The organism is Klebsiella sp. HMSC16A12, from assembly GCF_001808265.1.
GTDB classification, from domain to species: Bacteria; Pseudomonadota; Gammaproteobacteria; order Enterobacterales; family Enterobacteriaceae; genus Klebsiella; species Klebsiella pneumoniae.
This window is the reverse complement of the sequence record NZ_KV792609.1, coordinates 6,450-30,776: the sequence shown is the minus strand read 5'-3', so window position 1 is coordinate 30,776 and position 24,327 is coordinate 6,450. Positions and strand designations below refer to the sequence as shown.

Here is a 24,327-nt window from a genome sequence, read left to right as displayed (position 1 = left end):
GACCTACCCCAGTATCGGTATTCTTGTGATGGCGAGTTGAATGATGATAAACAACACCACCAGCGCCAGCAGGAACGCGATAAAGCGGCTCTGCTGGCTGCGCGGACGACGACGGCCCAACGCGATAAAACCTAATGCGATGTAAATGATAACGCCAAACAGCTTTTCAGTCAGCCATGCGCCGTCTTCTGTGAACGGCAGGTAGTGCGTTATCGCCATTAACCCTGCGCCGCTGAGAAACAGCAGCGTATCGCTGCAGTGCGGCGCAATTCGCACCCACCGCTGGTTCAGCAGCGGGCTCTGGTGATACATCCACCAGTAACGTAAAACGAACAATCCTACCGACACCGCCACTGTGGCAATGTGCAGGTAGAGGACAGCCATGAATAAGTTCATCAGCCAACATTCTCCATGTCGGGTAAACGTCCGAGGGTCAGACGCTCATTGTCGCCATAGTCGCGACAGGTCGCGACGTCCAGATAGCCCGCTTCGCGGAACAGCGCGCGAACCGCCTCGCCCTGAGTCCAGCCATGCTCCAGCAGCATCCAACCGCCGGGCTGCAGATACTGCCGTCCCTCGCGGATGATATGCGCCAGATCGGCCAGCCCCTGGTCGCCTGCGACCAGCGCCGTCAACGGCTCAAAGCGCACATCGCCTTCGGCGAGATGCGGGTCGGCGGCGTCGATATAGGGGGGATTGCTGACGATCGTGGCGAAGCGCTGCCCGGCCAGCGCGCTAAACCAGTCGCTTTGACTTATCGTCACGTTAGCGATGCCCAGATGTTCGGCATTGCGCAACGCCAGCGCCACGGCGTCCGGCATCACGTCCACTGCGGTGACCTCACAGTCCGGACGTTCGCTGGCCAGCGCCAGGGCAATGGCGCCGGTCCCGGTGCCGAGGTCGAGAATACGGCACGGCGCGGTTGGCAGACGCGCCAGCGCCTGCTCTACCAGACATTCGGTATCCGGGCGGGGGATCAGCGTCGCCGGGGAGACGAACAGCGGCAGCGACCAAAACTCGCGCTGCCCGACCAGATGAGCAATAGGTTCCCCGCGCTGGCGTCTCACCAGGAGCGCCTCCAGCTTCGCCGCCTCGTCAGCAGAGAGCGTCGTTTCACCGAAGGCCAAAATCCAGGTTCGCGCCCGGCCGGTAACGTGTCCCAGCAGGATCTCGGCGTCGCGTCGCGGGCTGTCGCTCTCCGCCAGGCGGGCGATCGCCTGCTGCAGCCAGGCCTGAAAGGTCATCATTCCTGCTCGGACAGCGCCGCCAGCTGATCGGCCTGATGTTCCTGGACAATCGGCTCAATCAGCATGTCGAGTTTGCCCTCCATCGCCTCATCCAGACGGTAGAGCGTCAGGTTGATGCGGTGGTCGGTCACGCGGCCCTGCGGGAAGTTATAGGTGCGATTGCGGTCGCTGCGGTCGCCGCTGCCCAGCAGGTTGCGGCGCGTGGAGGCTTCCGCCTGCTGACGTTTGGCCACTTCGGCGGCGCGGATGCGCGCGCCCAGCACCGACAGCGCCTTGGCTTTGTTTTTATGCTGAGAACGCTCGTCCTGGCACTCCACCACGATGCCGGTGGGCAGGTGGGTAATGCGGATAGCCGAGTCGGTGGTGTTAACGTGCTGACCGCCTGCCCCGGAGGAACGGAAGGTATCGATGCGCAGATCCGCCGGGTTAATGTCCGGCATTTCGGCTTCCGGCAGCTCCGGCATCACCGCCACCGTACAGGCGGAGGTGTGGATCCGCCCCTGCGATTCGGTGGCCGGCACACGCTGCACGCGATGGCCGCCGGATTCAAATTTCAGCCGACCGTAAACGCCGTCGCCGCTGATCTTGGCGATCACCTCTTTAAAGCCGCCGTGCTCACCTTCGTTGGCGCTGAGGATCTCTACCTGCCAGCGGCGCGATTCTGCGTAACGGGTGTACATGCGGAATAGATCGCCGGCAAACAGCGCTGCTTCGTCGCCGCCGGTCCCGGCGCGCACTTCCACGAAGGCGTTACGCTCGTCATCAGGATCTTTCGGCAGGAGGAGAACCTGCAGCTGTTGCTCCAGCTGATCGCCTTTTTCTTTGGCGTCACGCAGCTCTTCCTGCGCCATTTCGCGCATTTCCGGATCGTCGAGCATCATCTGCGCGGTTTCAATATCCTCCTGCACCTGACGCCAGTCGGTATAGCAGCGCGCCACATCGCTCAGTTGAGCATACTCCCGCGACAGCGCGCGGAATTTATCCTGATCGGCAATCGTCGCGGCATCGCCGAGCAGCGCCTGCACTTCTTCATGGCGCTCGTACAACGCTTCCAGTTTGGCAACAATAGAAGACTTCATAGGCGTGAATTCACCCTGTCCTGAAAATAAGAGAAAGGTGCGCTATTCCAGCCCGAGGCTGTTGCGCAGAATATGCAGACGTTCGTCGTCCCCGTCACGGGCGGCCTGCTGAAGAGATTTGGTTGGCGCGTGGATCAGGCGGTTAGTGAGCTTGCGCGCCAGATCCTGCATAATTTCCTGGGCATCACCGCCCTGCTCCAGCGCGGCCAGCGCTTTCGCCGTCAGCTCCTCACGGACCTGCTCAGACTGAGAGCGGTATTCGCGAATGGTCTCGCTGGCGCTCTGCGCGCGCAGCCAGGCCATAAATTCGCTGGTTTCCTGCTCGACGATCGATTCCGCCTGCACCGCGGCAGCCTTACGCTGCGCCAGGTTATGCTGAATGATGTTTTGCAAATCGTCGACGCTGTAGAGGTAGGCGTTAGCCAGTTTGCCGACCTCTGGTTCAACGTCGCGCGGGACGGCGATATCCACCAGCAGCATCGGCTGGTTACGCCGCGCCTTAAGCGCACGCTCCACCATGCCTTTGCCGATGATCGGCAGCGGGCTGGCGGTGGAGCTGATAATGATGTCGGCCTCTTTCAGCCGTTCGTCGATATCGCTGAGGGCTATCACCTCGGCGCCCACTTCCTCCGCCAGCGCCTGGGCGCGTTCACGGGTGCGGTTGGCGATCACCATTTTGCGCACGTGATGTTCGCGAAGATGGCGCGCTACCAGCTCAATGGTTTCCCCGGCGCCGACCAGTAACACGGTGACGCTGGAGAGCGATTCAAAGATTTGCCGCGCCAGGGTACAGGCGGCGAAAGCCACAGAGACCGCGCTGGCGCCGATATCGGTTTCGGTACGCACGCGCTTAGCCACTGAAAAGGATTTCTGGAACATCCGCTCCAGCTCGCTGACGTTAAGATGGCCGCGGCTGGAGTCGGCGAAGGCTTTTTTCACCTGGCCGAGGATCTGCGGCTCGCCCAGCACCAGCGAATCGAGGCCGCTGGCGACGCGCATCAGATGGCTGACGGCGTCATTATCCTGGTGCCAGTAAAGGCTTTTTCGCAGGTCTTCTTCGTTGAGGCCGTGGTAGTTGCACAGCCAGCGGATCAGCGCTTCCTGCAGGTTATCCTGCTCTTCGACGCTGAGATAGAGTTCCGTGCGGTTGCAGGTCGACAGCACCACCCCACCCTGCACCATCGGCTGAGCCAGCAAGCTCTCCAGCGCCTTATCGAGCGTTTCCGGCGAAAACGTGACGCGTTCTCGCAGGGCGACCGGAGCTGTTTTGTGATTGATGCCAAGAGCTAAAAGGGTCATTGTGAGGGAGTAGTACCAGCGTTGCTAAGGTTAGTCTGAGTGCATCATACAGGATGCGCGTAATCAATAAAAGAGAGGCTCCCCTTTTGGAGTAATAGTTAAAGCAAGACCGCCATTAAGGTTAATTTTTTGATTTCAGACAACTTGAACGTAGACGCTATCGCCCGGCGACGCTAGCATTAAGGGTTATAAATGTAACCTGCTACACAAATCGGCCCGCTGTTCCCTGTCGCCGTTTTTCCCTGTAGACATCAAGGATTTGTCATCATTATGAATCGACTGTTCCGCCTGCTGCCGCTGGCCAGCCTCGTCCTCACCGCCTGTTCTCTTCATACGCCGCAAGGGCCTGGCAAAAGCCCGGATTCGCCGCAGTGGCGTCAGCACCAGCAGGCTGTCCGCAGCCTCTATCAGTTCCAGACCCGCGGGGCGTTTGCCTATCTTTCCGATGAGCAAAAAGTCTATGCCCGCTTCTTCTGGCAGCAAACCGGCCAGGACCGCTATCGCCTGCTGCTGACCAACCCGCTGGGCAGCACCGAGCTGTCGCTGACCGCGCAGCCGGGCAGCGTGCAGCTGATCGATAACAAAGGCCAGACCTATACCGCCGCTGATGCCGAAGAGATGATTGGCCGTCTGACCGGGATGCCGATCCCGTTGAACAGCCTGCGCCAGTGGATCATCGGCCTGCCGGGCGACGCCACCGACTATTCGCTGGACGATCGGTACCGTCTGCGTGAACTGAACTATACGCAAAACGGCAAAACCTGGCACGTGACCTACGGCGGCTACACCAGCGATACCCAGCCAGCCCTACCGTCCAATGTCGAGCTGAACAATGGCGCTCAGCGCATCAAGCTGAAGATGGATAACTGGATCGTGAAATGATGACCCGCTGGCCCTCTCCTGCAAAACTGAATCTGTTTTTATATATCACCGGCCAGCGGGCCGATGGTTACCATACCCTGCAAACGCTGTTTCAGTTTCTCGATTACGGCGATACGTTGACCATCGAACCGCGTACTGACGGCCAACTGCGCCTGCTGACGCCGGTGGCCGGCGTGCCGGACGAGGAGAATCTGATCGTTCGCGCCGCGCGTCTGCTGATGCATGCCGCCAGCGAAAGCGATCGCCTGCCGGCGGGCAGCGGCGCCGATATCAGTATCGATAAGCGCCTGCCGATGGGCGGCGGCCTGGGCGGTGGCTCCTCCAATGCCGCCACCGTGCTGGTGGCGCTCAACCATCTGTGGGGCTGCGGTCTCTCGGAAGATGAGCTGGCGACTCTTGGCCTTCAGCTGGGGGCCGATGTGCCGGTTTTCGTACGCGGCCATGCCGCCTTCGCCGAGGGGGTGGGTGAAATACTGACGCCGGTAGAACCCGAGGAAAAATGGTACCTGGTGGCCCACCCGGGGGTCAGTATTCCGACGCCGATCATTTTTCGCGATCCGGAGCTACCACGAAATACCCCGCGCCGGTCAATTAATACGTTATTAAATTGTGAATTCAGCAACGATTGCGAGCTTATCGCAAGAAAACGTTTTCGCGAGGTTGATGCCGCGCTTTCCTGGCTGTTAGAATATGCGCCGTCACGCCTGACCGGCACAGGGGCCTGTGTTTTTGCTGAATTTAACACCGAATCCGCTGCCCGTCAGGTGCTGGACACTGCCCCGGCATGGCTAAATGGCTTTGTGGCGCGCGGAGTTAACCTTTCGCCGCTCAAGCAGGCCCTGCTCTGAATCCTGCGCCGTGATGGCACATTGATAATGAGTCAGCCGGGGAAATTGAGTTACGGTGACAACGTCACCCTGTTCCAGACGTTGCATCGTGCTCTTTAAATACACCGACTGGATCGAATGGCGCCATCCCGCACATTATTGGCCCATTCATCCACCACTGGACGCATGCCTGAGGTTCTTCTCGTGCCTGATATGAAGCTTTTTGCTGGTAACGCCACCCCGGAACTAGCACAACGTATTGCCAACCGCCTGTACACTTCTCTTGGCGACGCCGCTGTAGGTCGTTTTAGCGACGGCGAAGTCAGCGTACAAATCAATGAAAACGTACGCGGTGGTGATATTTTCATCATCCAGTCCACTTGTGCTCCCACCAATGACAACCTGATGGAACTGGTTGTTATGGTTGATGCTCTGCGTCGTGCTTCGGCAGGTCGTATCACCGCCGTTATCCCTTACTTCGGTTATGCTCGTCAGGACCGTCGTGTTCGTTCTGCTCGTGTGCCAATCACCGCGAAAGTGGTGGCGGATTTTCTGTCCAGCGTCGGCGTTGACCGTGTGCTGACCGTTGACCTGCACGCAGAACAGATCCAGGGCTTCTTCGATGTGCCAGTCGATAACGTGTTCGGCAGCCCAATCCTGCTGGAAGATATGCTGCAGCTGAACCTGGACAACCCGATTGTGGTTTCTCCGGACATCGGCGGCGTCGTGCGTGCCCGCGCTATCGCTAAACTGCTGAATGATACCGATATGGCTATCATCGACAAGCGCCGTCCGCGCGCCAACGTCTCCCAGGTGATGCACATCATCGGCGACGTTGCCGGTCGTGACTGCGTGATGGTCGACGATATGATCGACACCGGCGGCACCCTGTGTAAAGCGGCAGAAGCGCTGAAAGAGCGTGGCGCGAAACGCGTATTCGCTTACGCGACGCACCCAATCTTCTCCGGCAACGCTATCCAGAACATCAAAAACTCTGTCATTGATGAATTTGTCGTCTGCGATACCATTCCGCTGGCACCAGAAATTAAAGCGCTGGATAAAGTGCGTACTCTGACGCTCTCCGGTATGCTGGCTGAAGCTATTCGCCGTATCAGCAATGAAGAATCTATCTCTGCTATGTTCGAACATTAATCGAGCCCAGCACAAAAACCCGCTGCGGCGGGTTTTTTTGTCTCCGCACCTTATTTGTATGATCAATGCCTCCTTCACCTGCCATTTAGTTGACAGATGATGCGCTCATGGATGAAACATTATTGTGAACAGATTATTTTCCTCACATGTGATGCCTTTCCGCGCCCTCATCGACGCTTGTTGGAAAGAAAAGTACACCACCGCCCGCTTCACGCGTGACCTGATCGCCGGGATCACCGTCGGGATCATTGCGATTCCGCTGGCGATGGCGCTGGCGATTGGCAGCGGCGTGCCGCCGCAGTACGGCCTCTATACCTCAGCGGTGGCAGGGATTGTGATCGCCTTGACCGGCGGGTCACGCTTTAGCGTTTCCGGGCCGACCGCCGCCTTTGTGGTGATCCTCTATCCGGTCTCCCAGCAGTTTGGTCTGGCGGGACTGCTGGTGGCGACGCTGATGTCGGGGATCTTTTTAATCCTCTTCGGCCTGGCGCGCTTTGGCCGCCTGATCGAATACATCCCGCTGTCAGTCACCCTCGGCTTCACCTCGGGGATCGGTATCACCATCGGCACCATGCAGATTAAAGATTTCCTCGGCCTGCAGATGCCCCATGTGCCGGAGCATTATCTGCAGAAAGTGGCGGCGCTGGCGATGGCCCTACCGACCATTAACGTTGGCGATGCCGCCATCGGCGTCGTTACTCTTGGCATTCTGATCCTCTGGCCGCGGCTGGGTATCCGCCTGCCGGGCCACCTCCCGGCGCTGCTGGGCGGCTGCGCGGTCATGCTGGTGGTCAACTTGCTCGGCGGCGATGTCGCGACGATCGGCTCGCAGTTCCATTATCAGCTGGCGGACGGCACTCAGGGCAATGGCATTCCGCAGCTGCTGCCGCAGCTGGTATTGCCCTGGGATATGCCGGGCTCAAACTTTACCCTGAGCTGGGCCTCGCTGCAGGCTCTGCTGCCTGCCGCCTTCTCAATGGCGATGCTCGGCGCCATTGAATCTCTGCTGTGCGCGGTGGTGCTTGATGGCATGACCGGCACCAAGCACAAAGCCAATAGCGAGCTGATTGGCCAGGGGCTGGGCAACATTGTCGCGCCGTTCTTCGGCGGGATCACTGCCACCGCGGCGATTGCCCGCTCGGCGGCGAACGTCCGCGCCGGCGCCACATCGCCGGTTGCCGCCGTGATCCACGCCCTGCTGGTGATCCTGGCGCTGCTGATCCTCGCCCCACTGCTCTCCTGGCTGCCGCTGTCGGCGATGGCCGCCCTGCTGCTGATGGTGGCATGGAATATGAGCGAGGCGCATAAAGTCATCAATCTGCTGCGCCACGCGCCGAAGGACGACATCGTGGTGATGCTAATGTGCATGTCGCTAACGGTGCTGTTTGACATGGTGATCGCTATCAGCGTCGGGATCGTGCTGGCTTCGCTGTTGTTTATGCGCCGTATCGCACGCATGACTCATCTGGCGCCGGTCAACGTCGAGGTGCCAGACGATGTGCTGGTGCTGCGGGTAATTGGGCCGCTGTTCTTTGCCGCCGCCGAAGGCTTGTTCAACGATCTGGAGACCCGGATCGCCGGCAAGCGCATCGTGGTGCTGAAATGGGACGCGGTGCCGGTTCTCGACGCCGGTGGCCTGGATGCCTTCCAGCGCTTTGTGAACAAGCTGCCGGAAGGCTGTGAATTGCGCGTATCTAACCTCGAGTTTCAGCCGCTACGCACGCTAGCGCGCGCCGGCGTCAAGCCGCTGCCCGGACGCCTGAGCTTCTACCCCGATCGTCAGGCCGCGCTGGCTGACCTGTGATCACCCGGCGGCAGGTCCCTGCGCCTGCCGCATCAAGGATCCGGTCGCCTGCTGCAGCCAGCTCAGCACTGCCGGCGTCATCCAGGTGCCCTTCATCAAATGCGGCTCCTGCTCCATTGCCCGACGAAACTTCTGCAACGTCTGCGGCCGGGTACCGGCGTAGGACTGAAACAGTTCAAGCCACGCCCGGGCCAGCGCCTGACCCGACGCCGAGTCCGGCGCTACGCCCTCCCGGCACGCCTGATGCAGCTTCGCCACCAGCGCAGGCCACTCCTGTAGCCGGTCAAAATAGTGCTGGCGGGTGAACGCCATCTCTTCTTCGTCAAGGTACCGCGCCCAGATGGCCAGTTTGCTTTCGGCAAAGGCCTCGGTGATATAGGCGATGATTGCCGGCGTGACGCCGGTCTGTTCAACCATTTGCGGCTCGGCGGCATGCATCTCGTTCAGGCGGGTCAGAAACTCCGGACGCCCGGCCGTATCCTGCTCCAGGCGCTCCATCCAGCGCGTCGCCAGACGCATCGCCTGCGGACTGTCCGTCGGGCAGCCGCTCGCCATCAGCGTCTGCACCTCCTCCGTTAGCTCGCGCCACGCCTGCGCCCGCTGTTCATCCTGTGCCGCAAACGGCAGCGCGGCTAACTCCTGTTGACTAAACCAACGATCGTACATTTTCATTAACTCCAGCGTCTGTAGCCAGGACTCCAGATCGGGTTCATTGCCGCTCGCCAGCGCCTCGCGCAGTACCAATAGTCGATCGCGCAGCCTGCCAACATCGCGTAGCTGGGCGTTGAGCGTATCTATCTGCTGCGTCAGCAGCTCGGGCAGCGACAGCGTTTGCCGATCGAGATAGTCCTTGATTGTGGCGAGCGTTAGCCCGGCCTGCGCCAGCGCCTTTATCATATGCAGGCGCTGAACCGCGGACAGGTTATAGAGCCGATAGCCCGCCTCGCTTCTGGCCGAAGGCGTTAACAGCCCCGTCTGTTCATAATGATGCAGCGTACGTACCGTCAGTCCGGCACGCTTCGCCAGCTCTCCCACCTGAATTAACATGACTGCTCCTCTCTGTGGCCAGGTCCGCTACTCTGCAGCCTGACGTAACGTCAGGGTCAAGCAAAAACCGCGCTTGCTATTCATTTTTGCTGGCAACCATAGCAGCACGAAGGCCAGGACGGAATGGGGGCGTAATATGGCGGGAAAAAGAGGAAGAGATAAAGTGAGACACAGAAAAGCGCATCGGCCTTCAGCGGCCGATGCGGGAAATCATGCTACGGTTAGCTGTGACGATGCTGGTTACGACGGCAGCGTTTATCGTAGTGGCGCACCCACCAGTAGCGGTCGCTGACCTGCTCGTGGCCGCCAATACGGGCACCGGCCAGCCAGAGCACTGCGCCAACGAAGATGCTTAGGATTGCGCCATGCGCAAAGAATTGTGGCAGGTTAAGCTGCGGAAGCTGGTTCAGAATGGAGTAACCTACCCCCACAACCATCACCACCAACCCTAACCCCATGAGTACGTTACCGAGTAACGAAGCGTTTTTGCGTTTCATGTGTCACCTCCGGACTTTGGGTTGCCAGGGAATGTCCCCAAATCTTATAGGTGTAGTATAGACAAGGTCTCTTCTGCGGAGTGCGTCCACGATCACATTAGTGAACAGCGAATAGACAAAAATTTACAAATAAGTCTATGAACCATATCAAATTCTAATGATTTAGTGAGTAAATCATCAATGCGGGTATTGTCTAATAGCCAGAATTTTGTCAAGCGCGCCCGCAGACAGTACACTACGCGGCAGAGAATGCCCCATGCAGGATAGAAAACGTGACCATTAAACTGATTGTCGGCCTGGCCAACCCCGGTGCGGAATATGCCGCCACCCGGCACAACGCTGGCGCCTGGTATGTGGATTTACTGGCGGATCGCCATCGTGCGCCGCTGCGCGAAGAGAGCAAATTCTTCGGCTACACCTCGCGCATCAACCTGGCGGGCGAGGACGTCCGCCTGCTGGTCCCCACTACCTTTATGAACCTCAGCGGTAAAGCCGTGGCCGCGATGGCGACCTTTTATCGCATCAACCCGGATGAAATTCTGGTCGCCCATGACGAGCTGGATTTACCGCCGGGCGTGGCGAAATTTAAGCTTGGCGGTGGCCATGGCGGCCACAATGGCCTGAAGGATATCATCAGTAAGCTCGGCAATAACCCGAACTTTCACCGTTTACGCGTCGGAATCGGCCATCCGGGCGACAAAAACAAGGTTGTCGACTTTGTGCTTGGCAAACCACCGGCCAGCGAGCAGAAACTGATCGATGACGCTGTCGACGAAGCGGCGCGCTGTACCGAAATCTGGTTAAAGGACGGGCTGACCAAAGCGACCAACCGTTTGCACGCCTTTAAGGCGCAATAAGCCGTTGTCGTGCGGCATTTTTGCCGCGCACCGTGTATAATAGGCAAAGCTATTCAATTTTCTGCAATCTGTTCCTTGTAACAGATTGATTATCCAAAGATTAAGGTGATTTAAATCATGGGATTCAAATGCGGTATCGTCGGTTTGCCCAACGTCGGCAAATCCACCCTGTTCAATGCGCTCACCAAAGCGGGTATTGAAGCGGCCAACTTCCCCTTCTGTACCATTGAGCCGAACACCGGTGTCGTACCGATGCCCGATCCGCGTCTGGACAAGCTGGCTGAAATCGTCAAACCGCAGCGCATCCTGCCGACCACCATGGAGTTCGTGGATATCGCGGGCCTGGTGAAAGGCGCGTCCAAAGGTGAAGGTCTTGGCAACCAGTTTCTGACCAACATCCGTGAAACCGAAGCCATCGGCCATGTGGTTCGCTGCTTTGAAAACGATAATATTATTCACGTCGCGGGGAAAGTGAACCCGGCGGAAGATATCGACGTTATCAACACCGAACTGGCGCTGTCTGACCTTGATACCTGCGAACGCGCGATTCACCGCGTCTCCAAAAAAGCCAAAGGCGGCGATAAAGACGCGAAGGTTGAGCTGGCCGCGCTGGAAAAATGCCTGCCGCAGCTGGAAAACGCCGGTATGCTGCGCGCGCTGGATCTGACCAAAGAAGAGAAAGAGGCCATCCGCTATCTGAGCTTCCTGACCCTGAAGCCGACCATGTACATCGCGAACGTCAATGAAGACGGTTTCGAGAACAACCCGTACCTCGATCAGGTTCGCGCCATCGCCGAGCAGGAAGGGTCTGTGGTGGTGCCGGTGTGCGCCGCCGTCGAAGCGGACATCGCCGAGCTGGACGATGAAGAGCGTGACGAGTTCATGGCTGAGCTGGGCCTCGAAGAGCCGGGCCTGAACCGCGTGATCCGCGCCGGTTACGCTCTGCTGAACCTGCAGACCTACTTCACCGCGGGCGTGAAAGAAGTTCGCGCATGGACCATCCCGGTGGGAGCGACCGCGCCGCAGGCAGCCGGTAAGATCCACACCGACTTCGAAAAAGGCTTTATCCGCGCGCAGACCATCGCTTATGAAGACTTCATTGCCTACAAAGGCGAACAGGGCGCGAAAGAAGCCGGTAAAATGCGTGCTGAAGGTAAAGACTACATCGTGAAAGATGGCGATGTGATGAACTTCCTGTTCAACGTCTGATCCCGCTAACTGGCGTTTTCGCCACCACCGCGCAAAAAAAATCCACGCAGCGGCGTGGATTTTTTTTACCCGGACGACACGCTACTCCACAATATGGGTATCTTCTGCCGCCTCGTAGCCATCAACGATCTGCACAATTTTCTTTAACTCAGCCTCAATAAAAGCCGGGGTGGCGCTTTCCCCAGAGGCCGGGTGATGAAGCTCCACCGAGATGCCGCTGGCGGCATTGGTCAGCGACAGGCTGATCTCCTGCTGGCCCCGCGAGGACGAAGAACGCCCGATATGCTGCATGATAGCCGTCGCCGCCGCGCGCGTATCAACGTCTGCGAGATGCCCCCATCTCATTTCAACATGCCCCTGCTGTCCTGCCTTTATCACCTGCAGCGTATAGCCGCTTCTTGCCGTTGCCATGCCTTTTTCCTCCGATTTAGTTGCCCGGGAGTCGCAGTATCAGCCCGGTTTTATCAGCCAGGTTCGCGCACCTGCGCCTTGCCGTTAATGACTCTTTTCCACATAGGTCTGCATGTTTTCTTTGGTCACTAACTCAAACGGGATCCAGACATGAGACTCGACCTTTTCTCCTTTAATCAGCTTCAGCGCTACCGCTAAGGCCGTTTTGCCCTGACCGACGGCGTCCTGGAAAACCGTCACCTGAATCTTATCGCTGGCCAGGGCTTTCAGCCCGTCCGGGGTGGCGTCGATCCCGCCGATCAGCAGCTTCTTCTGGCTTTTCTCCAGCGCCATCGCCGCGCCAATCGCCATCTCATCGTTGTTCGCCGCCACAATATCAATCGCTTCTCCGTTGCCCGTCCAGTTCTGCATCAGATCCATGCCCTCGCTGCGGGAATAGTTGGCCGGCTGTTTCTGCACCACTTTCATTGCCGGATACTTGGCCACCACCTGCTCCACATCTTTGGTGCGCTGCAGCGCGCCGGCGTCGGTGAGATTGCCGATCATGATGGCGACGTTGCCTTTGTAGTTCGCCAGCTTCGCCAGCGCCTCCATCTGCAATGTGCCAGACTCCCGCTCGTCCGAACCGACAAACACCACGCCGGGCGGTAACGTTTTATCCCCCGGCGTCCGGTTCACATACACCAGCGGCATTTTGGCCTGCTGCGCCATCTTCGTCAGCTGCGGGGTGCTGGCGGAGTCCACCGGGTCGACGATGATCGCGTCCACGCCGGAGGCGATGAAGCTCTGCACCTGATCGGCCTGGCGTCCGGTGTCGCCGCGGGCGTCTTCAAACTGTACGTCGACGTGGCGGGCTTGAGCTTCTTTCTCAATGGACTGGCGGATAATAGTGAGAAAGTTTTGATCGAAGTAGGCCATTGAGACGCCGATCTTCTCCGCTAATGCCGAAGCGGAACTGGCCAGAAGGCCTACTAACAGGATGATTTTACAGTGCTTCATAGTATGCCCTCAGAGATCGAAATAAAATTTTCAATATAACTACAAACGGTATATTTAAATCATTTTCAGACTACGAAGGGCGTTCGGTTCTTGCAATATTGATGTAAAGAAAATGTTGCCATGCGCACACTTTATTTCACCGCCTCACTCACCGAGGGCTCACCGGTTGCGGGGAGCGCAGCGGTCGGCGACGCCGGCTGTTTTCGCTTCAGCAGGGCATACTCCACTATCAGCTGTTGCAGATGCAGCTCCGCGAGGCTTCCCCGCGCGGCTGGCCAGGGTTGATCAACGGGAAGCGCAGCCAGCTGGCGCAGCTGCTCCTCCAGCGGAACAGCGCGGTTAAACGACTGCGTGATGGCAAATACTGCGGTTTTTAGTTCGCTCACCGTCAGGTACTTCCCCTTCTGCTCGTCGAGGGCATTGAGCTGGTCGGCGAGCCGCTGCAGTTGCTGCATGCCCTCCGACCAGCCGGTAAGGTTTTCCGCGGGCAATGCGCCAGCACTCAGCTGCTGCCGCCACTGCTGCGCCAGCGGTTGCGCCTGATCCGGCCAGCGGATCAGGGCCTGGTGGACCAGCTGGTCGCCGTAGCTGACCGCCCAGTCCGGCGCCAGGCGGGCAAGCTCGCCAAGCTGGCGCTGCGTCTGTGGCAGATCAACCGGCCCCGGGGGCGTTGTCGCCGGCAGGCCCGGTATCGGTCCGGCATTTTGGGTGACCGAAATGGGCGGCAAGTCGGACTGACGCAGCGCCAGCCATCCGCCGACGGCGATACCCGTTACCGCCAGCATGGTAACCATTCCGGCGATAAACGGCTTCCAGCGCGGCGCGGCTGCCGGAGTAGACGCCGCCACCGGCGCGGGCCGCTTTGCAGGTGAAGGCGGAGCCAGCGGCTCAGCCTTTGGTCTACGTTTTAGGTCTGGCACTGGCTCAGCCTTCGCCGCATCCTCTTCGCTGACCAGAGTGCCGGGAAGTTCCGCGTCAGACACCGCCACCGGCGGCGCGGTGGGAAGCGCTGGCGCAGGGTCGAGGCTCTCGAAGCGAGTTGCCGTGCTGTGCAGTAGCGCCCGCAGGTCGCTCAGCTGGTTTTCAGGAGCGATCTCAAGGCGCTGGAGCACTGCGTCGAAGCTTTGCAGCGAACGTTCAGCCTGCTCAAGCGAATCAACATCCTCTGGGGTAAGATTCAGGGTACGGATCACCTGCCGCAGCCGCTTGCTCAGGGTGCGGAAGATCTCTGTCCGGGCCGGGAGCGCCTGTGGCCACAGGTTTTTCCCCTGACGAACCAGCAGCGACTCCATCAGCGTCAGCCCCTCATTGATCCCTGCCACCCCGCCCAGCCGGGCGCGGGCCAGGGTATACCAGGCGACAGTCTGCAGGTCCGCGCCGTGATGCTCCAACAGCCCGCGGGCAAGCTGCTCGGCATACGGCCAGTTAATATCCGGCCGCGCCGGGTGGCTGAGCTTGTTCATTTCCGCACGCAGGGCCATAAAATCAGCCAGCGTGCGCGGGTCGCCACCGGCTTTATAGTGACGGTCGTGGTGTGTTGTCATCATGATGTCTTTCAGCGAGAGATTAGAGGGCGGAGCGGGCGTCAAGGTACTGCTGACGTTTGAGGTGGCGGATCAACACCCTGCCCTCGGGCATAAACTCCGTGCCGTAACGCACCAGGCCAATATCCTTCAGCTCCGCATCAATGGCATAGCGCAGTTCGCCGGGCGCATGCTGATCGAGCATCACCACCGCGATCCGCTGCAGGCGCGGTTCGTATTTCAGCAACACCGCCGACAACGTGCTCATCAGTTGATGCGCCGACGCTGGCATCCCCTGGAGGACAGCGGTCATATCCGGCAGGCCGTAGTCCGGCAGATGCGCCAGCGTTCCGGCCCGACAGTTGAGGATGCGCTGCATGTTATCGAGCACCGACAGGATGACCTGATCCGTTTCGCTGACAGTATTCAGGTCAAGCCCGCCGGCGAAATTGCCGTACAGGATGTCATACAGGGAGGGACGAGGCATTTTCACTTCTCCTTAAACGGGTGCAGCGTCAGTTGATTTTGGCTGGCTTCGATAATGCGCGGCCTCGCCGGATCAAGTTCGTCCCGGGTGAGTACCAGCCGCCAGCTGTTTTGCGTCAGGTCTGGATCGATAAACATGGCCGCCACCGCCACAAACTGAGCGCTGGTTTCCATGGGCATATCGACGGTCACCGATTCGCCCGGACGCAGGCGAACATCTTTTTCCGCCACCCGGTCCGCATGCAGCGCCTGGCCATCGCCGGCAAACAGCGACGGGTAGTCAGTATTGTCGAACGCTTGCCGGTCCTTCAGCTGATAAATACGCACCACCGTCGCCAGGGAGGCGCCTTTGGCGTTGTTATTCACGCCTTCCCGGGCGCGAAGATCCAGATGCAGGGTTTTCACCTGGGGGTAAAAAATGGACTGGGTCACGGAAACGGCGCCGTCTTTCACGGTCTGCGTCAGGCCGCAGCCGGTTAAGACGGTAACCATGAGGAATGCCAGCAACCTGGCGGAGGGTTTAACTGCGGTAATCGCCATCTTCATCGCTCTCCCTGCGGTGGATATTTTCCCGGACGCGCTGATAGCGCCCCAGATAAATCGTGACTCTGTCGTCAGCCTGTTTCTGCGCATCCAGCGGACGCAGCACAGCGGTACGGCCGAGCTGGACGGCATGCTCCTGCTGGCAGCAAAGTTGCGCATCCGGCAGTAAATGGCGGGCGACGCAAAGCTGCAGCCGCACGTCAAGATGAGATCCGAGCCAGACGTGCAGAAGCGCCATCAGGTCGCTGAACAGTTCGCCGCCGGGCAGCCAGCCGCGAACCTCATGAGGCTTTTCCGTGGCCAGCTGCAGCAATACCTGACCGTTCACATCCGTGGCGTGGGTTCCCATCACTGGCCTATGTTGCAGGCTAACCGGCTGACGGACGCTCATCGTTAACGGCTGCGACAAGGGGATCCGGCAGGGATCGTGGTGGTACACCGTCGCCCGGGTCCCCGGGGCCAGGAGCGCCACCAGCGCCTCCATGCCTTCCCCGGATCTCCCCGGCAGCATCATCACCGGCAGCAGCGCCAGAAATCGCGACAGCGGCGCTGCGGCAACGGCGGCACATCCCGGTATGCCCAGCCCCGCCAGGCCCAGCAGATACTGCGAGATGTTGTCCGTGCCGCCCGCCCGAAAGGTTGCCGGGTAGGAATATTTGCGCCAGATACGGTAATACTGGGCGATCAGCCGATGGTTAAAGATATCGAGGAAATCCTCGGTGGCCTCGACGCCTTCCCGCCGTTGCGCAATGTCATCGCTATAGTGGGTCGGCAGCGGGGATTCCACGCCGTAGAGTCCCATAAAAGTCACGCGAACCGCCGGCGGACGGGGCGGTTCAGGATCGTCCATTCCGCGGATTTCGCCAGCCGGAAAGCCCATCCCCGGATGCGGGCGAAAGCGTATGGGTTCATCACCTAATAGCCAGCCGCTGCCGATGATCGGCGCCTTCGGATGGTTCTTCTCCAGCAACTGGCAGAAGCGGTAAAAATTCATGTACGGCAACTGAGGCCGGAGCTGCGCCATCAGCCGGGCAGGCGCAGACTGTGATTCTCTTTCCACCGGATACATTTCCCTTCAGGTTGAACAATGAGCGTCAGCTGGTTGAACTGATTCATATCGGCATACAGTGCGAAAAAGCGGTTGAGCATGTCGCCAAACAGGTGGACATCGCCCGCGCCGGTAAATCCGCTACCGTCGAGCGTCACTTCGATATCCAGCCCGCGCAGCAGGAAGCCCTGCTCGAAACGCTGAATTCGGTGATGGCTGACCGCCAGAATGGCGTCCAGACGGCGATTATTGAGCTCATCCTCCCGCCAGTTGTAGAGCGACAGCGTGCCGCGCAGCACCTCGGCGCTGCTCATCATGTTGAGAAAACGGGTGCCCAGATGGCTCATGACCCGCCAGTGGTAGCGGTCTTCCGCCGGGGGATAGGCCGGCAGCGTGGGCTTACAGAGATTGCGGACGGTAAGCGGCGTGGCTGATATCGACTCACAGCGATCCAGCAGCGTGCTCTGTAGCGCCCGGCGCGGCAGCTGGCCGTTAGTGCCGGTGATGCGCAAGGAGACCGTTTCCCGCGCCAGCTCCCGGTCAGCCTCCCATTGCTGTCCGCCGAGGATAAGCCAGGTATCGTGCATGCCGGTTACGCCCCGTTTTACGCGGGTGTGGTAGTAGCGCTCCGGCGCATGGCGACGCATCATCCCGCCCTGGTGACGAAAGCGGGTGAAAGGCACATAGCGTGCCTCCCCGGTGCGCCCGGAGCCGGTCACGCTGTCAACAGAATAGATTTCGGTATGCCCGTCCTGCAGGCGCTTCGGACGCAGGAGATATTCGCTCTCCAGCCCGCTGATGGTCAACGGATCGGCCTCAAGGGTAAACAGGTTAATCACCGGCACACAGTGCAGGCGCAGGCTGCTTGCGCTGACGGGTAAATCACTTTGCCAGACCTCGCTGAACACCACCTCAAGCGTGAAATGCGATATCCCCGCCGGCAGGGTGATGTTTTCCAGGCCATTTAGCTGCACGAACATAAATTTTTCGCGAAAGGTGAAATACTCGAGCAGCAGCTGATAGCCGCTGAAAGCGCTCTCCTCCTTCGGCCATAAACGATCCTCCTCGCTGAATCCCCCCGGGGAAAAATAGCCGTCGAGGCTTACCCGCTCTGTCTGACCCGGCAGACGCAGGTACAGCGCGGCCTGGCGTCGGGTCAGCCACAGATGGAGGGCGCTGCCGGTAACAGCGTCTTCCCCCAGGTACAGCGCCAGGCGGCGGAGATCGGTCTGCGACCAGTCAGCCAGCTCGCTACAGGCGAATCGTAGTCGCAGGGCCGAACGTCCGTCCGGCTCCGCCGTCATCACCGCCTCCTCTATCGCCAGCGGGTTAAGCGTCAGATCGCGGGTGGTTCGGTACCGGCACACGGTATTTTTCGGCCCCAGTGGGCGGGAGCTAATCTCAAACCCGGCGGGCACCGTTTCCGCCATCTTCATCGCCGGCAGCGTTGGGGTCAGCGCCACGATCGATAGCGATGGAATAGTGCGCAAATAGTGCGGCCACAGCATGCTGACCAGCCCCTCGGTCAGCTCCGGCAGATCATCATCAATTTTTTCGCGCAAGCGACCTACGGAAAAGGCAAAGCCTTCAAACAGGCGCTCAACGTAAGGGTCCGGCGTACCGGCTTTATCGAGATCCAGCATCGCCGCCCGATCGGGGTGAGCCTGCGCGAACGCTTTTGCCGCCTCGCGCAGGTAGCGCATTTCAGCATCAAAATATCGCAGGGTTAAATCGTCCATTATGAATATTCCCTTATTCGTCTACAGGGAGACACGCAGCATGGCTGCGCGGTCAGATTAGTTGGCCGTCGGGCGGCCATGAGCGAAGGAGGCCTGGCGTTGCAGGTCAACGCCAATCAGTGAGGGAGAAGGTTCAGTATCCCTCTTCGCCGGGTATATCGTCGGTCAGCGGAACACGTTCAGCAGACGCGCGCACGCTGAATATCGTCTCCGGTAGCGTAAAGTTTCGCAGCGCCAGCAGCGCCAGCGGTCCTTCCCCCGCCTCGGTACGCAGCGTGTAGTTCAGAAACAGACCATCCGGCGCTTTCCAGCTCAGGCTCCAGCTGCTGCTCGTTCCGGGATAAGCGCTGACCACCGCCTTATCCAGCAGACGGATCCACCCCCAGGCGCCCGGGAAATCGCCATACTGGCGGGTGCCCGCCCGGGTACTGATCCAGCTCAGACTGGCGCCCGGCGCTTCGGTGTCAGCGGGCCAGCTGAACCGCCGCCAGACCGGCATCTGGTTCATATAGACAAGTTTCTGATTGTCGATGACCAGCTCCGTCTGCATCACGCCGTCCGCGGTGCCGGGACGTAGCGCAAAATGCAATCCCGCTTCGCCGTTGGCGAACGCGACGTCGGAGAGATGGCTCAGGGTATTCATCGCCTGCAGAAAGGCCGGGTTAAACGTCAGCCCCTGAGCATTGATACTGTCCGCCATCCAGCGGCTCCCCTCTTTATGCAGCACGCCGTTCAGCCGGGTCTGCAGAAAGCGGGCGATGCGCCCGGTCTCGCTGTCGAGGTATTTTGCCAGCAGCGGCAGAGAGACTTCACTGCTGGTATTTTTAAAGGGGTAGCGACCGCCAAAAGCGCTATTCCAGTCCTCCACCACCGCGCTGCGCCACTGGGCGTTGAGACTTTCCGCCGCCGGGGTCAGCACCTGCTGCCAGGCCTGTTCCATCGGGCGAACAAACAGCGTTTGCCCAAATCCACTCCACTCCTGGCCCAGCCCCGCCGCCACCAGGCTGCCGTAGTCGCGCGTTTCGGTTAAATCCACGGCCTTGCCCTGGAATACCGTCTGCGCAAGCAACCGGGTCATCGCCTGCGGATCGGTGGCGTTGGTGACCTGCTGCAGGCGCAGACGCACCTGGGTGACGCGGGTCAGGAAGGTCTGCAGGCTAAGACGGCTGGTGGGTGTCCCGCCGTCGCGATTGTCCAGCAGCGCCAGTACGGGCCCGAAGGTGGCATCCAGAGGACCGCGCGAGCCGGACTGCTGATCGATGGCGGGTGGGTTGTCACGGTTGAACAGCTGCCTGGCCGATTTGACCAGCGAATCGGCGATGGCTTCCCCGGTCTGGCCGGTTCGCCCCTGCACGCTCAGGGTGTTCATCAGCGCCACCAGCGGCGACTGGCGCACATCGGCCATCAGGGTCAGCTGGTCGATAGCATCGGAGAGGGTCGCCGCGCGCTGCCAGCGCAGACTGTTGAGGAAATCCAGCCAGGCGCCGCTGAAATCAGCGAAATAACGCTCCGCCAGCCTGGCTCGCAGAGCTTCCGGCGACGTCGACTGCGCGGCAGTCTGCTTCGTATCGCTCAGCACCCAGTCCATTTCATCGCGGCGTTCCGCGACCACTTTCTCAATGGCCGGCTGCACGGCCTGCTCCCAGGCCTGACGGGTAAACATTCCCGGCACCACCTCATCAGTGCTGAACAGACGCGAAGCATCGGTGTCGGCAGTCATATCCGCCAGGCGCATATCGGCATACTGATTCGCCACCTGCGCGAGCATCTTCTGGTAAAGCGTGGACTCACTGTTGCGCTGGCCCAGTTGGCGAATTAACCGTGTGCGCACCTGGCTGACCAGACCGTCATCGACAGGCAGACGCCACTGCGGATGCGACACCAGGCTGGCGGCATAAAATGCCAGCAGCGAAGGGCCGCTGCCCTGCCAGACGGCGTCGGCGATGCCTGAGCGCTGCGACCAGTCCTGCATTAGCGTGGTGGCGAACCACGCGGCGTCCATTTTTTCCGGGCGGGTCAACATCAGATATTGTTTCAGTTGTCCGTAAGCGGTCTTCGTCATCTTCTCACGCAGTGGGCTGTCCGGCGGGAGCTGCACGAAGGCGGTGAGCTGCTCTTCCAGATGATGCGCCGCCGCATCGCGCAGCAGCGGCTGCGCCCTCTCTCCGTAGCGCGGGAACAGCGCCGCCAGCAGGTCATCGTTCTGACTGAGGCCAGCGCGGAGGTACCACGGCGCGCCGTGCTGCGAGCGGTATTCCAGTTGAGAAAGCGTTTTCTGTAACGCGGAGAGCGCATGCAGGCGTACGGCCAGCGGCTGTTTCTCCGCTGAGGCCAGCCGCACCTGCTCCTGTGCGATCGCCACCAGCTCGCGGTTGGCGATAAAAGAGACTGTCATTGAGGCGGCCCAGAGTAACATCAGGGCGGCGGCGGCCACGCTCATCCCACGCATCCAGTTGACTCCCTGTTTGCGCGGACGTAGACCGGCTGGCAACCACAGCACTGAGTCTGGTATCGTTTCCCAGCGGTTATCCCGTCCCCAGTGATGACGGACACTGCGACCAGCCTCTACTGACGCCTCACTAAATACCACCCCGGCCATCGGCAATGGTCGGTATGGATTAAGCAGTATCGATAACGGTTCCACCACCGCTTCCGCTTCCCGAGTCAACTGGTCGGCCAGCGCGAGTAAAAAATTGTGCTGTGGTTGCCCGCATATCTGCTGGATGCCCTGCTCTATCAGTAACGACGCCAGGGCAGTGAACTGTTCGGCAACTATTTGCGGCGTACAACCTGCAGGTAACAGGCAGCCTACAGGCTGAGTGATACGTCCATTTTTTTCGTTGCCCCCCTCATACAGCGACCAGACGTATAGGGGTAGTTTCCAGCCAAGAGCTTCGAAGCGTAGCTTTAGAGAGTGAGACACACTGTCCATTTCATCTGGCGTGAGCCTGGGCTTCGTTCTGTTCATCGTTGTCAAAACGCCGTCAAAGCCCGATGTTACCCACACCATACCATCAGCCGGGCGATAACGCAGTTTACGCAGCGCTGTGAACCAGGCGTTATCTACCGCTGCCCCAGGGTCTCCACCCCACAGCAATAATGTACCTTGATCTTCCTGCCAGAGTTCCTGCGTGAGCTTTGGGGTCAGTTGTTCTACGTCTCTGACTGAGCCAATTATCAGCAGAATACGGACTTTGCGGGACCAGGCGCGTCCATACTGATAGCGTAGAGTCTGGCGAATTTCCCCCACCGTAATATGATGGGGAGGTGTCAGCGCCACGCGCCCTTCTTCGCCGGGTAAGACGCTGGCCTGCTGCGACTGCCGGCGATATAAACTCTCCTTCACACGGCGGGACATTGCAGGAAGGTAAAAAACAAATACCAACGCCAGACAGACCAGGACAAACGCCAGTACCTGCTCGCCCCGCGTATTGATATTCAGCATGCCGCCATAGCGGGTGATCCCCCACCATATTGCAGCCATCCCGGCCAACGTAAGCCCGGCCAGGCCAAACCGGCCCAGGCCATTACCCGGTATATTCATCTTCACTCCCTGGGGTGATGGTACTGATAAAATGTTCCTGTTCGCTGGAAAATAACGCCAGCAGGGGCTGTTTACGGAGGCTGACCAGATCGGCTGCCAGCGCGGTCAGGAGCCAGGGCGCTGCGGGTCCCGGAATACCGCACCATTTTTCCAGCAGCGCGATATCTTCAGCTTTCCATGGGGTATGCATTTTGCCGCCCTGCGTGATAAGCGCGGCGCTTCTTTCCGTCCATTTTTTTGCGTCCCCGATAACGGAGGGCGTATGGCAGGCGACAGTCTGGGTTTCCAGAAACAGGGTGATATCGTCTTCAAAGTTCGTCATATCTAAGGGCATAGGACGTAACAGCCGTGATGAGTGCGGCAGATGGTATTTTTGCGCCACATCATCGCTGGTCAGCAGCAGCACGGCCAGCCCGTCGGAGTATGCTGTACCACCGTTGAGCTGGATGACCAGGAGTAAATTGACCGTCAGTACAGGCTGCTTCAGGCGCTCCTCCACTTCCGACAGTGAGAATGAGCCGGTAACGGTAATATCATCAGGCACGGCACGGCCAGGAATGTGTTCTTTCCAGAGATTACTGAAACTGCTGGTCAGCTCAGGCGAGGGATTATCCGTGATCAGGGTGACATACAGCGGTAGCTCTTCCGGCAGGCACTGCACGCGCTCTTCTATACTGGTCAGCAGCGCATGCATCGCACTCAACTGCACGGGCTCTTCTACCGGAAGGTAATTAATCCTGCGGGTAAGTCCGTATTGCTGAGGCCGCTCACTCCCCCAATGCGCCGCAGAAATATGATCCGGCAACAGCACTGCACTGCCCAGAACGGCCAGCCAGCGCCCGGCCCAGTCTTCCCACCTCTGCTGTCCGTATTCCGCCTCTTTCAGCAAGAACTGATGCGCTTTCAGATCCCTGTCCCACAGGTAGCAACGCAGACAAAAAATCAGCAACCAGCATCCTGCAGGCATCAGGGATACCCACCAGATATTTATCACTGAGAGAATTTTTACGGTGCCGGAAGCATGGAGGATAAAGAGCAGGACACCGATAATCGCCATCAGTACACCGGCAAACAGCCATCGGGTCAGTGAAGGAGCCGATGGCTGCTCCATGGTCAATGCTTTTGTTCGTACCCAGCCCATTTTTTATCCTATCGCGCATTCCGGCGCGCCGGAAATCACCTGGCAACCGCACTGACATTTGCAGCCATCGACCACGATGGCTTTACCATCGGAAGACCATTCCGGCGATCCCTCAATAATGGCATTAGTGCCATGTCCCGGAATCGGGCAGCTGACTTTATCCCCCACCAGCGCTACGGGCTTTCCATTTACAATCATGGTGGAAGATGCGGAAATAACAGCACCGCCGTGCGTGGTTTTATCGCCGAGTAATACAAAACCTTTGGACATTGAATTTCCTTTTATATATCAGCGATACAGTAATTATTAATTAGAATACTCAATCGCATCTATTTCAACCTAAAGAGTGAGGCAATAACATTTAATAACAGATAAAAACCGGCGACTCCTGTCAAAGGAAGAATAATAAACATAAAATAATATCTGGAATATCTGCACACCTCTCTTTACTTAATACATACTTCTTCCCCCAGGTGATATCCCCTACATTAATAATTTTTCACTTCGAACGCCAATTGCCAGACGACCTTATACTCGTGAAAGTCGCCTTAATTTCTATTGCATGCTCTATACAATAAAAAACACACTAACAACAAAATAATCAGAATTATAAGCAAATAAAACAGACATTTTCTGATTAGGTGGCAACAGTGGGTATACCTCGCTAATATGACGACTATTGCTCCCTATCATTTTGCGTTCGCCATAACCTATGGGAAATCCAAAGCGTTCGCGCATCCATCGCTGCGTCATTACTGGTTCAAGACTAAAAGGCAGCGGATTAGGAAATAACCAAGCCGTTTTATTTTCATCTTCTAACCGCAAAGTCACTTCCTCAAGATTTTTTCTGGTTATTTATAAAAGATGAAAATATTCTTTCTCGCCTCATATCCAGCCTGAAAATATCATCACTAACAGTAATCGTTGGTTTTGTTTTGTTTTGTAGGGAATTAAACCTTGTTCATAAATATCCTGATAAGGTTTACCTAATTG

Annotated in this window: 23 protein-coding genes and 1 pseudogene; 6 read left to right on the top strand and 18 right to left on the bottom strand. The window is 58.7% G+C overall.

Translation table 11 applies throughout. From position 1 onward, the window contains the following. Nucleotides 1–3: 3 nt before the first annotated feature. The 4 genes from sirB2 to hemA are packed head-to-tail and all read right to left on the bottom strand — an operon-like array spanning nucleotide 4 to nucleotide 3,625. The gene (gene sirB2, locus HMPREF3140_RS12420) at nucleotides 4–396 is read right to left on the bottom strand and encodes an invasion regulator SirB2 (protein WP_032411794.1); all 393 of its coding nucleotides are present in this window, start codon (nucleotides 394–396) and stop codon (nucleotides 4–6) included. Further along, nucleotides 396–1,244: a peptide chain release factor N(5)-glutamine methyltransferase gene (gene prmC, locus HMPREF3140_RS12415; protein ID WP_004184596.1), complete on the bottom strand. Its 849-nt coding sequence runs from the start codon at nucleotides 1,242–1,244 to the stop codon at nucleotides 396–398. Before prmC ends, sirB2 begins: the two co-directional genes overlap by 1 nt. Further along, complete coding sequence (gene prfA, locus HMPREF3140_RS12410) at nucleotides 1,244–2,326, bottom strand: peptide chain release factor 1 (protein ID WP_002910403.1); 1,083 nt, start codon at nucleotides 2,324–2,326, stop codon at nucleotides 1,244–1,246. The genes prmC and prfA overlap by 1 nt, the downstream gene beginning before the upstream one ends. 42 nt (nucleotides 2,327–2,368) lie before the next feature. Further along, nucleotides 2,369–3,625 carry a glutamyl-tRNA reductase gene (gene hemA, locus HMPREF3140_RS12405; RefSeq protein ID WP_002910404.1) on the bottom strand — a complete coding sequence of 419 codons (1,257 nt, stop codon included), beginning with the start codon at nucleotides 3,623–3,625 and terminating at the stop codon, nucleotides 2,369–2,371. A 270-nt stretch (nucleotides 3,626–3,895) separates the two neighbouring features. Here hemA and lolB point away from each other — a divergent pair, with 270 nt between their 5' ends. From lolB to dauA, 4 genes are all read left to right on the top strand, one after another. Then, entirely contained in the window at nucleotides 3,896–4,507 is a 612-nt protein-coding gene (gene lolB / locus HMPREF3140_RS12400; RefSeq protein WP_032411797.1) for a lipoprotein insertase outer membrane protein LolB, read from the top strand. Then, entirely contained in the window at nucleotides 4,507–5,355 is an 849-nt protein-coding gene (gene ispE, locus HMPREF3140_RS12395) for a 4-(cytidine 5'-diphospho)-2-C-methyl-D-erythritol kinase (RefSeq protein ID WP_004898981.1), read from the top strand. The genes lolB and ispE overlap by 1 nt, the downstream gene beginning before the upstream one ends. Nucleotides 5,356–5,538: 183 nt before the next feature. Next, entirely contained in the window at nucleotides 5,539–6,486 is a 948-nt protein-coding gene (gene prs, locus HMPREF3140_RS12390) for a ribose-phosphate diphosphokinase (protein WP_002910407.1), read from the top strand. A gap of 124 nt (nucleotides 6,487–6,610) precedes the next feature. Next, nucleotides 6,611–8,290, top strand: coding sequence for a C4-dicarboxylic acid transporter DauA (dauA, locus tag HMPREF3140_RS12385; RefSeq protein WP_004200291.1), 1,680 nt, complete (start codon nucleotides 6,611–6,613; stop codon nucleotides 8,288–8,290). Here the strand turns inward: dauA and HMPREF3140_RS12380 are convergent, their stop codons facing one another. Further along, complete coding sequence (locus HMPREF3140_RS12380; RefSeq protein WP_002910436.1) at nucleotides 8,291–9,337, bottom strand: MerR family transcriptional regulator; 1,047 nt, start codon at nucleotides 9,335–9,337, stop codon at nucleotides 8,291–8,293. A 221-nt stretch (nucleotides 9,338–9,558) separates the two neighbouring features. Further along, a complete protein-coding gene (gene ychH, locus HMPREF3140_RS12375; protein WP_002910437.1) occupies nucleotides 9,559–9,834 on the bottom strand; it encodes a stress-induced protein YchH in 276 nt (91 codons plus the stop codon). Between the two features lie 272 nt (nucleotides 9,835–10,106). On the opposite strand from ychH, the gene pth reads away from it, so the two are divergent. Together pth and ychF are read left to right on the top strand one after the other, a co-directional pair. After that, the gene (gene pth / locus HMPREF3140_RS12370; protein ID WP_070553000.1) at nucleotides 10,107–10,691 is read left to right on the top strand and encodes an aminoacyl-tRNA hydrolase; all 585 of its coding nucleotides are present in this window, start codon (nucleotides 10,107–10,109) and stop codon (nucleotides 10,689–10,691) included. Between the two features lie 117 nt (nucleotides 10,692–10,808). Next, on the top strand, nucleotides 10,809–11,900 hold the full coding sequence (ychF, locus tag HMPREF3140_RS12365) for a redox-regulated ATPase YchF (RefSeq protein ID WP_002910443.1): 1,092 nt from the start codon (nucleotides 10,809–10,811) through the stop codon (nucleotides 11,898–11,900). Between the two features lie 81 nt (nucleotides 11,901–11,981). Here the strand turns inward: ychF and HMPREF3140_RS12360 are convergent, their stop codons facing one another. From HMPREF3140_RS12360 to HMPREF3140_RS29515, 12 genes and pseudogenes are all read right to left on the bottom strand, one after another. Beyond that, nucleotides 11,982–12,311 (bottom strand): DUF1869 domain-containing protein, encoded by a 330-nt coding sequence (locus HMPREF3140_RS12360; protein WP_032411802.1) that lies wholly within the window; start codon nucleotides 12,309–12,311, stop codon nucleotides 11,982–11,984. 84 nt (nucleotides 12,312–12,395) lie between these two features. After that, nucleotides 12,396–13,310: a sugar ABC transporter substrate-binding protein gene (locus HMPREF3140_RS12355; RefSeq protein WP_002910453.1), complete on the bottom strand. Its 915-nt coding sequence runs from the start codon at nucleotides 13,308–13,310 to the stop codon at nucleotides 12,396–12,398. 131 nt (nucleotides 13,311–13,441) lie between these two features. Further along, entirely contained in the window at nucleotides 13,442–14,857 is a 1,416-nt protein-coding gene (locus HMPREF3140_RS12350; RefSeq protein ID WP_004152260.1) for a VasL domain-containing protein, read from the bottom strand. Nucleotides 14,858–14,876: 19 nt separating this feature from the next. Beyond that, a complete protein-coding gene (gene tssE, locus HMPREF3140_RS12345; protein WP_004175538.1) occupies nucleotides 14,877–15,320 on the bottom strand; it encodes a type VI secretion system baseplate subunit TssE in 444 nt (147 codons plus the stop codon). A 2-nt stretch (nucleotides 15,321–15,322) separates the two neighbouring features. Next, entirely contained in the window at nucleotides 15,323–15,859 is a 537-nt protein-coding gene (gene tssJ / locus HMPREF3140_RS12340) for a type VI secretion system lipoprotein TssJ (protein ID WP_029602816.1), read from the bottom strand. Beyond that, nucleotides 15,840–16,856, bottom strand: a complete 1,017-nt coding sequence (tssG, locus tag HMPREF3140_RS12335; protein ID WP_021440342.1) for a type VI secretion system baseplate subunit TssG — start codon at nucleotides 16,854–16,856, stop codon at nucleotides 15,840–15,842. The genes tssJ and tssG overlap by 20 nt, the downstream gene beginning before the upstream one ends. Nucleotides 16,857–16,885: 29 nt before the next feature. After that, nucleotides 16,886–18,649: a type VI secretion system baseplate subunit TssF gene (tssF, locus tag HMPREF3140_RS12330; protein WP_032411805.1), complete on the bottom strand. Its 1,764-nt coding sequence runs from the start codon at nucleotides 18,647–18,649 to the stop codon at nucleotides 16,886–16,888. Nucleotides 18,650–18,782: 133 nt separating this feature from the next. Beyond that, nucleotides 18,783–22,193 (bottom strand): ImcF-related family protein, encoded by a 3,411-nt coding sequence (locus tag HMPREF3140_RS12325; RefSeq protein ID WP_032411808.1) that lies wholly within the window; start codon nucleotides 22,191–22,193, stop codon nucleotides 18,783–18,785. Beyond that, the gene (locus HMPREF3140_RS12320; protein ID WP_004198077.1) at nucleotides 22,177–23,334 is read right to left on the bottom strand and encodes a hypothetical protein; all 1,158 of its coding nucleotides are present in this window, start codon (nucleotides 23,332–23,334) and stop codon (nucleotides 22,177–22,179) included. The genes HMPREF3140_RS12325 and HMPREF3140_RS12320 overlap by 17 nt, the downstream gene beginning before the upstream one ends. Before the next feature lie 3 nt (nucleotides 23,335–23,337). Then, nucleotides 23,338–23,604, bottom strand: coding sequence for a PAAR domain-containing protein (locus HMPREF3140_RS12315; protein ID WP_002910497.1), 267 nt, complete (start codon nucleotides 23,602–23,604; stop codon nucleotides 23,338–23,340). 297 nt (nucleotides 23,605–23,901) lie between these two features. Then, the gene (locus tag HMPREF3140_RS29525) at nucleotides 23,902–24,159 is read right to left on the bottom strand and encodes a DUF6392 family protein (protein ID WP_004227463.1); all 258 of its coding nucleotides are present in this window, start codon (nucleotides 24,157–24,159) and stop codon (nucleotides 23,902–23,904) included. Nucleotides 24,160–24,169: 10 nt separating this feature from the next. Further along, nucleotides 24,170–24,327, bottom strand: a pseudogene (locus HMPREF3140_RS29515) (DUF6392 family protein); the annotation flags it as partial.